General features: G+C 35.1%; 17 protein-coding genes and 3 pseudogenes. 19 read left to right on the top strand and 1 reads right to left on the bottom strand.

Annotated features, from left to right (window positions below; all coding sequences use genetic code 11):
• Window positions 1-215: 215 nt before the first annotated feature.
• Window positions 216-1130: an MraY family glycosyltransferase gene (locus ACIQAA_RS29310; protein ID WP_402626648.1), complete on the top strand. Its 915-nt coding sequence runs from the start codon at window positions 216-218 to the stop codon at window positions 1128-1130.
• Window positions 1131-1379: 249 nt separating this feature from the next.
• Window positions 1380-1595 carry a CPCC family cysteine-rich protein gene (locus ACIQAA_RS29305; protein WP_402626647.1) on the top strand — a complete coding sequence of 72 codons (216 nt, stop codon included), beginning with the start codon at window positions 1380-1382 and terminating at the stop codon, window positions 1593-1595.
• Between the two features lie 52 nt (window positions 1596-1647).
• On the opposite strand, the gene ACIQAA_RS29300 is transcribed toward ACIQAA_RS29305, so the two are convergent.
• Window positions 1648-2484 carry an alpha/beta fold hydrolase gene (locus tag ACIQAA_RS29300; protein ID WP_402626645.1) on the bottom strand — a complete coding sequence of 279 codons (837 nt, stop codon included), beginning with the start codon at window positions 2482-2484 and terminating at the stop codon, window positions 1648-1650.
• 251 nt (window positions 2485-2735) lie between these two features.
• Here ACIQAA_RS29300 and ACIQAA_RS29295 point away from each other — a divergent pair, with 251 nt between their 5' ends.
• The 17 genes and pseudogenes from ACIQAA_RS29295 to ACIQAA_RS29215 all read left to right on the top strand — a co-directional run bounded on the left by ACIQAA_RS29295 (window position 2736) and on the right by ACIQAA_RS29215 (window position 16246).
• Window positions 2736-3176, top strand: a complete 441-nt coding sequence (locus tag ACIQAA_RS29295; protein ID WP_402626644.1) for a MarR family winged helix-turn-helix transcriptional regulator — start codon at window positions 2736-2738, stop codon at window positions 3174-3176.
• 217 nt (window positions 3177-3393) lie between these two features.
• Window positions 3394-3570: pseudogene (locus ACIQAA_RS29290) on the top strand (SDR family oxidoreductase); the annotation flags it as partial.
• Between the two features lie 225 nt (window positions 3571-3795).
• Window positions 3796-4500, top strand: a complete 705-nt coding sequence (locus ACIQAA_RS29285; RefSeq protein ID WP_402626643.1) for a response regulator transcription factor — start codon at window positions 3796-3798, stop codon at window positions 4498-4500.
• A complete protein-coding gene (locus tag ACIQAA_RS29280; RefSeq protein ID WP_402626641.1) occupies window positions 4497-5510 on the top strand; it encodes a sensor histidine kinase in 1014 nt (337 codons plus the stop codon). Before ACIQAA_RS29285 ends, ACIQAA_RS29280 begins: the two co-directional genes overlap by 4 nt.
• A 74-nt stretch (window positions 5511-5584) precedes the next feature.
• Window positions 5585-6349 (top strand): ABC transporter ATP-binding protein, encoded by a 765-nt coding sequence (locus tag ACIQAA_RS29275; RefSeq protein WP_402626640.1) that lies wholly within the window; start codon window positions 5585-5587, stop codon window positions 6347-6349.
• Window positions 6324-8210, top strand: a complete 1887-nt coding sequence (locus ACIQAA_RS29270) for an ABC transporter permease (protein ID WP_402626638.1) — start codon at window positions 6324-6326, stop codon at window positions 8208-8210. The genes ACIQAA_RS29275 and ACIQAA_RS29270 overlap by 26 nt, the downstream gene beginning before the upstream one ends.
• 205 nt (window positions 8211-8415) lie before the next feature.
• The gene (locus ACIQAA_RS29265) at window positions 8416-8772 is read left to right on the top strand and encodes an AMP-binding protein (protein ID WP_402626636.1); all 357 of its coding nucleotides are present in this window, start codon (window positions 8416-8418) and stop codon (window positions 8770-8772) included.
• A gap of 465 nt (window positions 8773-9237) precedes the next feature.
• Window positions 9238-9699 (top strand): hypothetical protein, encoded by a 462-nt coding sequence (locus ACIQAA_RS29260; RefSeq protein WP_402626635.1) that lies wholly within the window; start codon window positions 9238-9240, stop codon window positions 9697-9699.
• 172 nt (window positions 9700-9871) lie between these two features.
• On the top strand, window positions 9872-10330 hold the full coding sequence (locus ACIQAA_RS29255) for a hypothetical protein (RefSeq protein ID WP_402626633.1): 459 nt from the start codon (window positions 9872-9874) through the stop codon (window positions 10328-10330).
• A 135-nt stretch (window positions 10331-10465) separates the two neighbouring features.
• Window positions 10466-10888, top strand: a complete 423-nt coding sequence (locus tag ACIQAA_RS29250) for a DUF7878 domain-containing protein (protein WP_402626631.1) — start codon at window positions 10466-10468, stop codon at window positions 10886-10888.
• Window positions 10889-11010: 122 nt separating this feature from the next.
• A complete protein-coding gene (locus tag ACIQAA_RS29245; RefSeq protein ID WP_402626629.1) occupies window positions 11011-11403 on the top strand; it encodes an RDD family protein in 393 nt (130 codons plus the stop codon).
• Between the two features lie 314 nt (window positions 11404-11717).
• Window positions 11718-12230, top strand: a complete 513-nt coding sequence (locus tag ACIQAA_RS29240; protein WP_402626627.1) for a GNAT family N-acetyltransferase — start codon at window positions 11718-11720, stop codon at window positions 12228-12230.
• Between the two features lie 539 nt (window positions 12231-12769).
• Window positions 12770-12970, top strand: coding sequence for a cold-shock protein (locus ACIQAA_RS29235; protein WP_168242950.1), 201 nt, complete (start codon window positions 12770-12772; stop codon window positions 12968-12970).
• 411 nt (window positions 12971-13381) lie between these two features.
• Window positions 13382-13896: pseudogene (locus ACIQAA_RS29230) on the top strand (DinB family protein).
• Between the two features lie 262 nt (window positions 13897-14158).
• The gene (locus ACIQAA_RS29225) at window positions 14159-14827 is read left to right on the top strand and encodes a DNA alkylation repair protein (RefSeq protein WP_402626624.1); all 669 of its coding nucleotides are present in this window, start codon (window positions 14159-14161) and stop codon (window positions 14825-14827) included.
• A gap of 436 nt (window positions 14828-15263) precedes the next feature.
• Window positions 15264-15452, top strand: a complete 189-nt coding sequence (locus ACIQAA_RS29220) for a hypothetical protein (protein WP_076370500.1) — start codon at window positions 15264-15266, stop codon at window positions 15450-15452.
• Window positions 15453-15587: 135 nt separating this feature from the next.
• Window positions 15588-16246 (top strand): annotated as a pseudogene (locus ACIQAA_RS29215) (DUF3885 domain-containing protein).
• Window positions 16247-16314 lie beyond the last annotated feature (68 nt).

The raw sequence follows: 16314 nt of genomic DNA, 5'->3' as shown, positions 1-16314 counted from the left end.
TTTTGCAAAGTTATAAACACTTATAACAGGGAGATGTGGGAGGAGATTTTATGACTTTTAAAAATTTGTTCAACTAACGGGTGTGTTGGTCCAGGAAGGATTAACGCCCTTTTTTGTTGAACTTTATTGAAGTAACTAAGCAGGTTAGTTGAAGATCCATATAGTCATATTATGGTAAAATATAAGTGTTATCTATGTTAAAAAGGAGGTGCAAAATGCTGTATATATCTTTAATAATTTGCTTCGTTGTTTCAATTCTTCTTTCTCTTATTGCAAAAAGGAGTGCAATGACTATCGAGGAAACGGATAAACCAGAAAACAAATTTCACAAAACGGTTATTCCAAGCCTTGGCGGACTAGCTATTATTATAAGTTTCATTGCTGGAATATCTATCGTAAGTCCCAATTTTACTTACACAATCCCAATTATAATCGGAGCAACTATTATCGCTATCACAGGTGTATTAGCTGAACGGTTCCAGTTAACTGTAAAGTGGAAGTTTATTGGTCAAACTATTGCTGCACTTGTTGTTATCGTGTGGGGTGGAGTTCAAGTTAGCTCTATTTATACTCTTCAAGGCGGTTACATTGAATTTGGTTATCTAACCATCCCGCTTACACTTGTATGGATTATTGGTATTACAAACGGAATTAATTTGAGTCCTTCCTTAGATGGTTTGGCGAAAGGTGTATCAACAATTGCTTTAATAACTATGACACTTATGGCGTATATAACAGGGGATTCCTTTGTTGCAAATACTGGAGGATTGCTTATTGCTTCTACATTAGGGTTTCTATTAGTTAGCTCTTACTCTCCAAAAATTTTGATAGGTGATAAAACATCCTTTTTTTTAGGATTTATGATTGCTGTTCTGAGCATATCTGGGTTTAATAACGTTATGATGATTTATATTCCAGCATATATTTTAGGAGTTCCAATTGTTTTGCATTATTATTTGCTTGGTAAAGGATTTACATTTAAACAGACTGTTTCAATCTGTTGTTCAATTGCTGCTATATTTAGCTTAGGAGCTTTTATATTCTCCACATCTATAATGTGGGGAGCTATTATCATCTTGACAGTTATTTTTGTTTCCAGTCAGTTCCTTTCAAAATATCGTTTTATTTAGGGGAAAAATTCTCAACTAACAGGTGTGATTCTTCAAGATGAAGGTCCCCTTTTTATACATAAGTTAGATTGTGAAAAATTGTACTTAAACTATCGAGGTGCAAGAGTTAAAGATGGAGATCGCTGCGGCGATCTTTTTGCTTGTTGTACTAACGTGGCAGTTTAGTTGAACAAGCTACATAAAAAAATATAATATTAAAATTGAACTACAAAAAATACAATTAAGAAATAAGAACGGAGGTTAGGGCTTTTGAGATATAATTGTCCCTGTCGTGGTTTTAAAACATTAGATGAGCCTTTCAGTTATGATATATGTGAAGTTTGTTATTGGGGGGGAGTACCAGCGAAGCTGACACCACCCGTAATAAGGAAATGTCAAGGTTATAATAAGTTGTTAAAAGTTAAGTGCTTCCAAAACGCATACCCCCGTCCTGTTTTGGATGGGGGTAAAATAAAGTTTTATTAAACAATGGCGCCCTTTAATGGAGTAACTAAGTAGATTCTCTTCTAAAACCTAATCAGCCCTTTAAAAATGAAAGCAGTGCTTCATTAAATTCTTTGGCATGTGTTGCATTGAACCCATGTGGACCACCCTTTATTAAAGCTAACTTAGAATTAGGAATTGTTTCATGTGTTCGCTTCCCACTATATTCAAATGGAACAATTGCATCTGAATCACCATGAATAACAAGGGTAGGTATATTAAATTTGGCTAAATCCCCTCTGAAATCCGTTTTACTGAAAGCAGCGATACAATCTAGTGTCCCTTTAGGTGATGCACCTGCTGCAATATCCCTATTGTAAAGTCGGAAAGGTTCACTAACTAAGTCAGTTCGATCTCCAGCAGCAAAAAATCCTCTCGTAAACTCATCAAGAAATGCTAGGCGATCTTTTTTTACACCATTTTCAAATTCTTGAATTGCTGCATCATCTAATACTCCCTCAGAATGAACTGCTGACTTGTAAAGAAATGGTGGTACAGCTCCTGCAAATACAGCCTTCTCTACTCTATTTGTTCCGTAGGTTCCGATATACCGAGCTACTTCTCCACCTCCCATTGAAAATCCGACCAGCGTCACATTTTGGAGATCTAAATGTTCTAGTAGCAGATGTAAATCAGTAGCAAATGTATCATAATCGTAACCGTTCCATGGCTGAGAAGATTTCCCGAATCCTCGACGGTCATAAGTAATAACTCTGTATCCAGCCTCAACGAGAGCAGGAACTTGGTATTCCCAAGATCGACCACTCAAAGGCCAACCGTGAATTAATACAACTGGCTTCCCTGTACCATGATCCTCATAATATAGTTCTATAGGTGTTTGATTTTCTGTTCCTACAGTAATTTTTGCCATTTTTCTACCTCCAAAAGATATTTTTAAGTAGTCACCTTCGACTACTTTCCCTATTAAAAGGGGAGAAAATTCTAAACAAAATAGATTTTGCAAAATTAAATTTTGTAAAATAAAATTGTTCACAATCTCATATTACGTTTAAATAAATCAGTTGTCAACAATTATATTTTGTAAAATTAAATTGTTTAATCATATTTTAATTTGGTACAATACAAATAAAGTTTTAATAAAAATTAAATGAGGTGCGAACATTGAATAATAACAAAGAGATTAAATTAGAAGACCAGCTTTGCTTTTCCCTATATGCTTGCTCTCGAGCAATACTTCGACTTTATCGTCCTTATTTGGATGAACTGAATCTTACGTATCCCCAATATTTAGTTTTGTTAGTACTGTGGGAGAAACAGCAAAGCTCAATTAAAGAACTCGGTGAACTACTTGAACTTGACTCAGGAACACTAACACCCATGTTAAAACGAATGGAAACTGCTCAACTTATTGAAAGAAAACGTGATAAGGAAGATGAGCGAATCGTACTTGTGAGCATTACTGAAAAAGGGGCTTCTATTAGAGAAAAAGCTATGTGTATTCCTCAATCTCTATTAAACACTTCCGGTATGTCAATGGAAGAGATCCAAGAATTAAATAAGGCGATTAAACACTTATCAGCTCAAGTAGATTCTGCCTTATAGGGATAGAACCACATGCCCAACAAGCTAAGGAAAATCATTACCCCCAAAACCAAAAAAACGCTATTCTTTCTGTAATATCATGGAAAGGATGGTGTTTTTATGTGTAGAGAGGTTTTAAATGACAATCGAAGAAAGGCAATCAGAAATAGAGAACCCTTTACATTTCTAATTTTCTTCCTTATTGCAGGTAGTGACAGCTTCGCTGGTACTACCCCAAACAAGAATGACTGCCACGGTATCTGAAAAGGTTATTGACCAAATGAAACAATTAGTTCCACTTGGTCGCCTAGGGGCACCACAGGATATTGCTAACGTCTATTTATTTTTAGCTTCTGATGAAGCGAAGTATATAAATGGTATCACCTTGCATGTGGATGGCGGAATTAGGATGTAACATTTAAAAAAGTAGGCACTGACCTTAGGCCTCAGGCTACTTATATGATTTTTTAGATAAAATTAAAAAAAGGGTCACTCGAAAGTCAATTATCCTGTCTTTTGCGTCAGCCCTTTTCTATTTTTGTATGAAAAGTCTTTTACATGAGGGGAATTTTTTCTACGACTAGCTATACATTTTTTCATTCTGTGACATAATGGTACTTGAAACAAGGAGTGATGGAACTTGCAAAAAATAATGATTGTTGAGGATGATCCTAAAATTGCAGAACATTTGAAAATGCATATTGAAAAATATGGCTATGGTGTGACCTGTGTGAATGACTTTGAACATGTAATGAGAGAATTTTATGATATAAATCCAGATTTAGTTCTTTTAGATATTAATTTGCCCAGTTTTGATGGGTATTACTGGTGCAGGCAGATTCGGAAGGAATCGGTATGCCCAGTAATTTTTATCTCGGCTCGGATAGGGGAGATGGATCAGGTATTAGCATTGGAAAATGGCGGAGATGATTATATTACAAAGCCGTTTAGTGCAGAAATAGTAATGGCTAAAATCCGTAGCCAGCTGCGCCGTGCTTATGGGGAATATGCCACAAGACAAGAGGAGCGAATATTAGAAAACGCTGGTCTTAAATTCTTTCCGGATCGAATGGAGTTGGCCCTCGGCACCAAAACCATTTCCTTATCAAAGAAGGAAGCAGATATTATTGAAAGCTTGATGGAACGATATCCACGGGTGGCTGGTCGTGAAGACTTACTAGAGAAACTTTGGGATGAACAAAGTTATGTCGATGAAAATACATTGAATGTGAATATCACGAGGGTTCGGAAAAAGTTTCAGGAACTTGGATTACACGATGCAGTGGAAACAGTAAGAGGGGCAGGGTATCGGTTAAACATTTCATGGAAGGAAGATAAGCGATGAGATTGTTTTTTAAGGAGTATTCCTTACTGATCGTTGTCCAGGCAGTTCAAATGCTCGTCATCCTTTCACTCTTCTGGTTAGATGGATACCGAGATATCCATCTATTTTTTTACGCAACTTTTCTCAACTTTTTCTTCCTTGGCTGCTACCTAACTTATTATTATTTATCACGTAAGAAGTTGTACCAGCGCTTGAATCAGCCGCTGGAATCACTAGATGACAGTTTTCAAAAAACAGATGACGCTCCGATTTCGATAGCTTTCGCCCAGGTGTTGCGTAACCAGTACATGTTATTTCAAAGTCAATTAGAAATGGTCGAAAAAGAGCAGGATGAGCATCGGAAGTTTATGGATCAATGGGTTCATCAGATGAAAACCCCTTTGTCGGTTATTGAACTCACTGCCCGAAATTTAGATGAACCTGAGTCCTCCAGCATCCGAGAAGAAACCGAACGGATGAAAACGGGCTTGAACACGGTTCTCTACATGGCACGGCTAAGAAGGATTGAGCAGGATTTTCATATTAGGGCGGTGAATCTCTCGAAATTGGTGGATGATGTGAACGGAGAAAATAAACGTTTGTTTATTCGCAACAAAGTCTATCCTAAGCTAGAAGAGGAAAAGGAAGGAATATTGGTTGCGACTGATGAAAAGTGGCTTTTTTTTATCCTATCTCAGTTGATCAATAATGCAGTTAAATATTCTTCCGAAACCAGTAATCAGATTATCATTTCCATTTATGAAAGAGGGAAAGAAGCCGTCCTGGAAGTAAAGGACTTTGGGATTGGCATTCCTGAAGTAGATAAAAGGCGGATATTTGATCCCTTTTATACTGGAGAAAATGGCAGGAAATTTCGAGAATCCACGGGAATGGGGTTGTATTTGACAAAGGAGACGCTAAACATCCTCGGGCACCGGATCGAAATGGAGTCAGAGGTAGGGAAAGGTACAACCATCTTCATCATTTTCTCAGAAACTCAAAACCTTACAAACCTTGTAAGGAAAGTGTAAGAAGAATCGATAGTTCAGGTAACAATGAGCAAGTTATACTATTCACAGATCAGAATTAGAAAGGGGATCTTGTGATGTTGGAAGTAAAACAGGTGAGTAAAATTTATGAAGGTAAAATTGTTTATAAGGCATTAAACAATATTAATTTATCCATTGAAAATGGGGAATTTGTTGGAATCATGGGTCCTTCAGGTAGTGGAAAAACGACCCTTTTGAATATGATTGCTACGATTGATGAACCAACAACTGGTGAGATATTGATTAATGGAAAAAATCCAAATCGTCTAAAGAAGGATGACTTGGCAAAATTCCGAAGACGTGAACTCGGGTTTGTTTTTCAAGACTTCAATTTGCTTCATACCTTAACCGTGGAGGAAAATATTGTTCTTCCGTTGACTCTCGATGGAAAAAAGGTCAAAGAGATGAAAGAGAAGGCGCATGTTATCGCAGAAAAATTAGGGATTACCCCTATTTTGAACAAGCGCACCTATGAAATATCTGGTGGTCAGGCACAAAGGGTTGCTGTGGCAAGGGCGATGATTCATGTGCCCAAGATGCTACTCGCCGATGAACCGACTGGGAATCTTGATTCGAAGTCATCGAAAGATGTTATGGAAATGTTGGAATGGATTAATAAGAATGAGCGCACAACAATGTTATTGGTGACCCATGATCCACTGGCAGCAAGTTTCTGCAATCGGGTGATTTTTATCCGAGACGGAGAGTTCTATTCAGAAATTCATCGTGGAGATAATCGCCAAGCCTTTTTCCAAAAGATTATCGATACACTTTCTTTACTAGGAGGGGATGGCCATGACCTTTCGCAGATTCGCGTTTAATAATGTCGTTCGCAACAAAAGGTTGTATGCAGCTTACTTCTTAAGCAGCATGTTTACGGTGATGGTGTTTTTTACCTTTGCGATTTTCTCTTTTCACCCAGCCTTAACTGGAAGTGTAATCTATGCAAACGTACAAGTAGGGATGAATATTGCAGCAGGAATCATCTATGTCTTTTCCTTTTTCTTCATTCTCTATTCAATGAGTTCATTCTTGCATACCCGAAAGAGAGAGTTTGGGTTATTGATGATGCAGGGTATGTCTATTAGACAAGCTCGATTAATGGTATTCATGGAAAACATTTTGATTGGATTTTTTGCAACAATAGGCGGAATATTATTAGGATTGATTTTTTCTAAAGGGATTTTATTGGTTGCTGAAAATGTGCTAATCATGGATGACGCACTAAACTTTTATATTCCAATGCAAGCCGTTGTTATCACCTTTGTTTCTTTTATTGTGTTATTTTTCTTTATTTCGCTATTTATATCTTATATATTGCGTAGTCGAAAACTGATTGAACTGATTAAAGGAAGTAAGCAATCAAAAGGTGAACCAAAGGCGAATCTCCTTTTGACGATTTTAGCTGTATTTCTGATTGGAATTGGCTATGTAGTTGCTTTGACTGCGAAGGGAAAGGACATCATAAACGTGATGTCTCCAGTAATGGTTGTCTTGATTATCGGTACGTATCTGTTATTCACTCAGTTAAGTGTTTATTTGATTCGAAGTTTTAAAAAGAATGATCACATCTTTTGGAATAAAACGAATATGATTTTCTTATCCGACCTTTCGTTCCGAATGAAAGATAATGCGCGTACTTTTTTTATCGTAGCGGTTGTTTCCACTGTAGCATTTATTGCGATTGGAACGCTAGTTGGTTTTAAAACACTTATTATAGAACAGGAAAAAGAGATAAAAAATCATTATCCGAATCCTTTTTCCTATACAACGAGCGAGGAATATACAACGAATGAGCAAAAAGAACAGGATATTGCTTTGATTAATGAAACTATTAAAGATGCGAATATGGAAGCGGTTCATGAGCAAACCATACTTCGCTATTATGACGACGTTAATCCACATTTCGTACTCGTCGTTCGTCAATCTGATTTTAATCGGTTTGCTAGTTTACTGGGAGAAAATCCAATAGATGTTCAAGAGGGAAAAGTGAAAGTAGTTAAAGTTCTTGCGGATAACTGGGGACTAGCCGAAACATTAGTTGAGCAGTCGGTAAAATTAAGTTCAGGTGTTACCTTGTCGCCAGATGAAGTGATTCATTCCAATGTTCTACCAGTAACGAGTTCTTATTATGTGATTTCTGATCAACATTACGAGGAACTGCCAGCTTCGTCTAGCGAAGAAGATTATCATGCATGGCAATTAGCTGATGAGGAAGAAACGATATTAGCAGCTTCTATAAAGATAGGAGAAGAAGTTTCGGGATTATTTTATTCACAAGAACTTCAAATTTACAAATTAAATAAACAATATGGACTCATGTTGTTTGTAGGGTTGTTTATTGGGATTGTCTTTTTTGCTTTGGCTGGAAGCTTCCTTTATTTCCGACTTTATACGGATTTAGATGAGGACAAACAGAAGTTCCGTTCTATTGCAAGAATGGGTTTAACAGAAAAAGAATTGAAAAAGGTTCTAACTAAACAAACAGCTATTCTTTTCTTCACGCCAATTGTTGTCGCATTGATTCATGGAGCGATAGCTTTAACTGCAGTGTCGCATCTTTTCCCTTATGACTTAATAAAGGTATCAACGATGGTACTGGGTGTCTTTTTAGTAATTCAAATTGTGTATTTTTACATTGTCCGCTACTTCTATATGAAGCAGGTTCGAACTGTCCTATGAAGGAGCAATTGTATTTGGATTTTGATGATTGGTTTTGATAATAGAGGGCTGTCTGATAAGTCTTCAAAATAAGGCAGGCGACAAGGATTTCTCTTCCTGCCTGTTTATCTTTTTGCTTTACTTTTAATATTTTATGGGCTAAAGCAATAATTTCAAACTCTACATATACCTTTAGAGCCCTTTTAAAGGAAATCGGTGGCGATTTGTGGGTAACTTGATTGTAACCACCGACCGATACAATCAACTCATCAAGAAAGAGGGAGAGATTGTCGTGAGGTGGGAGCTTGATTGGCTAGCAAACAGAGCGAGATTAACACCAAATAGAGAAAGAATTATTGATGCCGAACAAAAGAAGCAATGGACATTTGCTGAGCTCAATCAGATTTGTGAGCATACAGCAAATTGGTTATATAAAGAAGGCGTAAGAAAAGGAGAAAGGGTTGCTCTTTTGGCACCAAACGATATTAGCTATTTTCAATTGATTTGCGCATGCCTAAAGCTTGGAGCTGTATTTGTCCCGATAAATTGGCGATTAATTGCCATCGTCCTTTTAATTCGATAATATAGTGCATCATTTCAGCTTTACTCATGTTGCAGCTGGTTGCTAACTTGGATAATTTTAGGTATCATTAGAGTGAGAAACACATCTTCTAATACACCTCTTTCCCCCTCCACCAGGACCTGTAACAGAAGAGTGCATAGAGAATAAATAGGTTCGGAGCTAATAAGTAATCGTTGCAGCTATTTTAAAAGTGAACGACAAAAAATAACAAAACTCCTTTGTTTTCTTTTAGCTTGCCATAAAAATTACAAATTATTACAGAAGGTTTATTACATTTTAAAATTTTGTCCAGAGAGATTGTGAAGTTTTGTACTTAAAGTAACGGGTGCAATACTTTAAGATCTAGCTGCTGTGTAAAGGCAGCTTTTTCTTATTGTGCTAACGGGGCAGGTTAGCTTTACAAGGATAAATTCCAGAATAATTGAACTTAGATAAGAGAAAAATAGATAAAAAAGGACATTTTGTATGATTGGACTTATTTTTGCTGTTTTTCTCTTTAATTTAATTGCATTTAAAACTAACAAGCGGCTGACTAAAAATCAAATTGTTCATATTTGGGCATTTACTATCGTTTTTCAGGGTATTTTTGATTTGTATATTGACCAAAAATACCATGGTTATTGGTACTTTTCAAAAGATGTAGATTGGTCATCTTTACCTGCACTTACACTACTTGTACCACCTATAAATATGATGTTTTTAAATTGGTATCCATTTACATCTCTATTATTAAAAAGAGTTCTTTATTATATTTATTGGTTAATATTTATGGTGATCTATGAAGTAATAGCATTATTCCCTGAGCCTTGGGGGTACTTCAATTATGGATGGTGGAAATTATTGTATTCAGTAATTTGTGACCCTATCTTACTAATTATTTTATTAAATTATTATAAGTGGATATGTAAAATAGAAAAAAATCACTAACGAGAGCGTTTTTGTTAAGAGCAGGAACACTTTTTTTATTAAAGCAAAGGGGAGCAAGAGTTGAAGATCAATAAATGGATCTGCAGCTCTTTTTTCTTGTTGTACTAACGGAGCAGGTTAGTTAAACAAGCATATGTTAAAATACAGTTAAAAACAATAAGGATTGATTAGGTTGGTACAAGTAAAAATTGGGGATGTTTTTGATATAGTAACCCCTAATGGTATAGGATTATTTCAGTATGTTCATAAGGATGAAACAATGGGTCAATTAATCCGTATCCTACCCAGCTTATATGAGGAAGGGTATATCCTAGAAAACGAATTAGTGGAAAAGAAAGAAATGTACCTTGTTCACTTTCCTTTAGGTACGGCATTAAAGCAGAGGATAGTCAACAGAAAGGGGAATTTTAATCCCCCACTAGATTTTGTGTTACCAAAAAAATTTAGAAGTAAGCATACCATAAAAGGTGAATTTATCAATTGGCACATTATTGACTATGAGACTTGGAAAAGAGAACAAGTACAGGAACAGAGTGATGAACAAAAGCAATTGTCACCTTGGGGAACTTGGAATGACACTTTACTAAAAGAGAGATTAGCTGAAGGCTGGACATTAGATAAATGGATTTAGTTCTTCAGCTAACGGGGGTGCGTTTCTGTAAACAGCAGGGGCGCATTTTTTCTTATTGAAGTGACGGTGCAGGTTACTTGAAGAAGAGGGAATATTTGACCTAGTGTTGAATATTTCCTTCAGGAGAGTGATTTTATGGATGTTAGATTCTCGTTTGTTTTAGATAAAAATGTGCCAAACGGACCTCAATATTCTGCTTATGAACATGGTTTTATTGAAGGTGCTTTAAACATATATGTGGATGAAAAATTGTTTTTTGATGACCCATATATTAATCTTGCAGAACTAGGAATCCAACTGGGTGAATGGTTACATAAGATTCGTAGTGGTCTTAGAGAAAATATGGACTACGACACAATTGACCATGATGAGGCTATAATCAACTTTATTTATGAAGATAAAGACTACTGGAGAATTTATTCCATTTGGCAGGAGTTTGAAACACTCAAATACATTACCACAACTGCATTAGTTGAAGCAGTAACACATTATATTCAGGAGTTAAACAAGGAGCTTCACGAAATTGATTACGTTGTTACACTTGATGAGTTCCTTTGAAAATCCGTCCCTGATCAAAATGAAAAAATTGCACTAACGTGCAGGTTAGTATAAGAATACTTACCCAAAAACAAAGGCTATTAGTTTAGAATAGTAATATAAAAATGAAGGGGAGTTTCTTATTGTCTAGTGATAATACAACAACAAAGAGAATAATTGCTTTTGTAATTGATTACTTTTTAATCACATTATTAACTTTACTTGGAATTTTACTTTTTCTACACTATGCAGGAGATGACGAATATAGGGTTACAAAACAAATTGGGAATTTTATTAATACAATTGTTTTTACACTTCCTCTTTTTAAAGATTCCTTTATAAAGAGAAGTATTGGAAAAAGGATTTTTGGACTCAAAATTTATAATAGTAATGGTATGGAACTTCACTACTGGCAAATTCTCTTAAGAAATATTACGTTAATCATTTCTATAATTGAATTGGTTGTTTTCTTAAGCAGAAGCGATAAAAAGAGATTAGGTGACTTAATAGCAAAAACATATGTAGGTCCAAAATAGGTTATGAATAGCTATAGGCTTATTCAGCTACCTGGTGCTTTACTTTAAGATCAGGTTGCTTCGGCAGCCCTTTTCTTATTGTGCTAAGGTGGCAGGTTAGTTGAAGAAAGATTTATTTGTAGAGCTTTATTCCATGCAGGAGTTAAGCTCTTTATATTGAATACTGTTTATTAATGAGAAAAATATCCTTAAATAGAGGAGTGTTAGAATGATAACACGAGAAAGTTGGCTTGTTGATGAGTAGTAATCGCCATCAATTCATTCACATAAAAAGTTTTATAATTATTGTATTGAGCTAAGGGGAGAAGAAATTAATGATTAGAGAATTAAAAGTAGAAGATAAAGATGCCTATATAGATTTTGTTAATGACCATACTGATGAAAACGAGAATGACCCAGCATTAGTATCTCCTCCCAGTGATTTTATGGATTACCTAGTGGAACTTGAGAAAAGAAAAACAAGTCCGAGGGAAGGTTTTGTACCAGTAACTCGTTATTTTCTATTTTTTAATAGTAAGATAGCTGGTTATGTTGATTGTAGATGGAGTTTAACAGAAGCAACACTTCAATACGGCGGACATATCGGCTATAACATTGCACCCAGCTATAGAGGTCAGGGTCTTTCTAAAGACCTTTTGACATTTGCATTAGAACAATATAATAATAGTAACTTTGAAAAAGTATTGCTAACTGTAGATGAAGATAATATAGCTAGTAAAAAGAGCATTGAAAAAAAAGGTGGAGTAATGGAGAACTCTTATTATTATGAGGGTAAACTACATTGTAGATATTGGATCCCTTTAAACTATAGAAATGAAATGAAGTAGTTCCACTTATATAGAAATATCTGGTTTCGACACTTTAGTTTTAAAAAGAGTAATTATAATTTTGATATTTATTAGAAGGCAGAAATGTAGTATTAGAACCAGTGTTAAAAGGTTGGTATTTGGTTTAATAATAACGATTTTAGTTATTGATGTTGTATTGGCTTTACTACTAAATACATTAGTGAACTATGGTAGTAAATTAGAAAAAAGTGAATTAAGAGAAATTCAATTCTGTATAAAAGGCTTTCAATAAATTTGATCATGTTAATAATAGTTTGTGAAACATTTTACTTAAACTATCGGGTGCTTTACTTGAATAATAACAACATAAGAATCCAAACTAGTTGTGAAAATTCAGGAGTGGCAAATATGGTTGCATTTATGTCTTCTTGCAAATATTTTTAAAAAATGTTAAACTTTAGAAGAATTATTTTTGATCGGTGTAAAGGATAGTATAAGATTAACTTTTCGTCTTGATGATCACTGAGTGCAAGGATAGTAACACATTGTGTGGAAAGCACACAGCAGGAGGAAACAAAATGGAACAAGGTAAAGTAAAATGGTTTAACGCAGAAAAAGGTTTCGGATTTATCGAGCGTGAAGGCGGAGAAGACGTATTCGTTCATTTCTCAGCTATCCAAGGCGAAGGTTTCAAATCTTTAGACGAAGGTCAAACAGTTTCTTTTGACGTTGAGCAAGGTCAACGTGGAGCTCAAGCGGCTAACGTGCGTAAAGCTTAATAATAAGAACAAACTAAAGCAGGCTCTTTATAGAGTCTGTTTTTTTATTTCTCCTTTTAAAAACAAGGAGCCCCACTCACGAATGAGTAGGGCACATGTAAACAAGTAAATCAAATGGTAAACAAAGTGTACCATATTATCACGAATTCTCCTAATTACCTTTGAATAAACATTTTAAAGTGCTTATGGAGAGAGTGGCAAAATTGTCCATCTTTATTGGCGTATTTCGACTAACGGGGTGCGTTTGTTAAAGAGGGGGATCGCTGCGGCGGTCTTTTTTTATTGTTGTACTAACGGGCAGTTTAGTGAAAGAACAATCACTTTTTAGTACCAACTACTAATAGTAAGTGTTAAAATCAAAGAGGATGACTTTTATACTAAACAATGCTACTAATTTTAAGGAGAGATAAAATGAATCTTTTTGATTTATTGTTAGAATCAAACAATCAGTTAGTAGAGCAAGTTAAAGCATTGAATTATGAACAATTAAATGCCAAACCTGCTCAGGATAAGTGGAGTATCTCCCAAATTTGCCATCATTTATATTTGTCTGAAAATTTATTTACCAAGGCTATAGAAAAAGGATTAAAGGATAAAGACTATGAGAGTGTCGCCCATAAACCTATACATTTAGTTTCTGATAGAACCAAAAAATTTGAAACACCAGAGATTGCCAAACCAACTGAAGAGCCTTTTGATGTTGAAAATATGTTAAATTTATTAACGGAATCAAGGGAAAATTTATTAAACGTTCTTCGTGCAATCGATGATAAGTCTATCCTATCTAAAAAAGCAGCGAAACATCCTGCATTTGGTGAATTATCTTAGAACAATGGCTTGAATTACTGTACTTACACGAGCAAAGACATATTGAACAAATAAAAGATATAAAGTTAGCTAAACTTATAGTTGATAGGTATTTGTGAAGAGTTTCACTTAAACTAAAGGGTGCGTTTCTTTAAAAAGGAATGCTCTTTTCGTATCCAATTAAAAGGAAGTAAATGTTATTATTATATTAAAGATGGTTGCTCTTCTATTATAGGTGGAGAAAGCTTTAATACGATATATACTACAATATTAACTTTGGAGGCACACCACTTCAATAAGACTTATAACGAAATTAAGTTCTTGATATATCCCGTCAAGGACATATTATGAAACAGTGCTTTAATAAAGGAGTTGTATAAAATGAATGAAAATAAAGGTACAGAAATAAAACGCTTTTCAAAAGCAGAAAACATTCTACCTCAGATCAATAGTAAAACTAAGCTAGGCGACTTACGAAAAATCGCGAAGGACATTAAAAAAGATCACGAACTAGCTATGGAACTTTGGTCAACCGAAGAGTTTTTGCCCAGACTATTAGCAATCTTAATTATGGACAAAAAACTTCTTTCACAAGATGTGCTAAATAAGCTTGATAAGGATATGCAGACTCACACTCTTGATGAGCGAAATAACTTAATGGATTGGTTAATGGCTAATCAGCTCACCAAAGACAAGAAGAAAATTGCATTGATGGAGTCATGGGAAAATAGTCCTTCTGCTCTTCAAAGGCGAGCTTTCTGGTATTATCAAGGGCGTTTGAGATGGACTGGACAAACACCGCCTGATAACACCGCATACTTGCTATCTGCATTAGAAGCTAATATTACGCAGGAAGAACCGGAAGTTCAATGGGCTATGAATTTCACCGCAGGCTGGATAGGCGTTTATGATGAAAAGAATCGTGCACGTTGTATTAAACTTGGTGAGAAAACGGGTCTTTACAAAGATGAAATAGTAGCAAAAGGATGTACTCCCAGCTATTTGCCGGAGTTCATTACAATTGAAGTTAACAAACGACTTAATAATTAGTTACCTCTGAAAAATTTATTAGGGTTTAATGCAAAAAATAAAGGAATTCAAAGCCTCAATATGAAAATTGTAATAGGCTTGGACCGAAAAATAAAGAAAACAACGCGTTATGGCAGCTAGTTAGTGAAATATGCAAGGAAGATGTAAAGGATTAACCCACTATCTCTTTTTGGTCTGTAGGGCGCTTATCTTTAAGAAGAACAACTTTCCAGCTGCACAGTACAACGATACTGTTCAGCAGGAAATAAAAAAGGACGATTTCCACATAAATGGTGATCGTCCTTCTTCAACTAATGGGGGCTTTCCTTTAAGAAGGAGAAGTCTTTTATTTATTTTGTTGAAGATATTGTACTAACGATGCAGGATAATACAATAAGAAGAATATGTCTTATGTCTCATCAGACGAATATTATTCATTAAGAAAGGGATGATTACGATGACAAAATTATCTTATAGTGGTTTAAAATATGGGGAAAGTGATGTGGAAGTAAAATTACTGGTGGATATACAAAATGATTGGTTTGAGATAACGCATACGAAGGAAGTTTCTCAAGTAATGAATAAATCAACAGGTGAATATATCATAGTAAAACGGAACACCCTGAAATTTGAGGTTGTTTCATAGTACGATGAGATTGTGAAGTTTTGTACTTAAAGTAACGGGTGCGTTAATTTAAGATCCAGCTGCCTTTCCTGGGCAGCTTTTCTTGTTGAGCTAAAGAAGCAGTTTAGTTGAACAAGGAATGGTAAAACTAAAGAAATGGAATGTGGTGTGACAATGCTTTTAAATGAATATATGAATGAGTTTTTCCCTAACTTAAACCTTAGACCACCTTTGTTCTATAACTGGGAAATTGGCATACGGTTCGAATTAGGGGTAGAGTGGAATAGAGACTACAATTACGAAAACAGTTCATATCTACAGGGGGTTTATAAAAGGGCTGTCACGTTATATGAATCTTTACATTCACAAGACGAGGAAATTTTTGTTGTGGTAGATGTAAATGATTTGGAGATGGAAAAACATATAAGCACAAAGCGAGGATTTTTTCTCCCTATGTCTATGAAAAATCAATCTTATATAAATTGAAGCATATAGAAATGCCTTATATTTTCCCTGAAGATGATGAAGACGGAAAATATAAAACACATAGGTTTACTCTTAAATGCAAAACATCTGATATAAAATACGTTCCATTGTTAAAAGCAGTGTGTAATCAGGATTTAGGAATCCAACCAAGTATTTTTCATAGGATATATTTTTTAAATATCAAAAGGAAAACTATTTTTCACGTTTACGATGATAGAGGATGTGATGTACTTGCTACCTCACCTGAATCTATACTAGATGTTTATTATACATACAATGATTGGATATTAGATTACGACAAGAATGAAATAGATAAAGTGTTTAAATAAGAATATATCCTTGTTGAACGATAGGAGCGATTGCTGAATAAAGGTAATCGCCTTTTCATATTGAACAA

This window comes from Neobacillus sp. NPDC093182 (assembly GCF_044754045.1).
The sequence above is the reverse complement of the archived record's forward strand: the minus strand, read 5'-3'. Positions and strand labels throughout refer to the sequence as shown.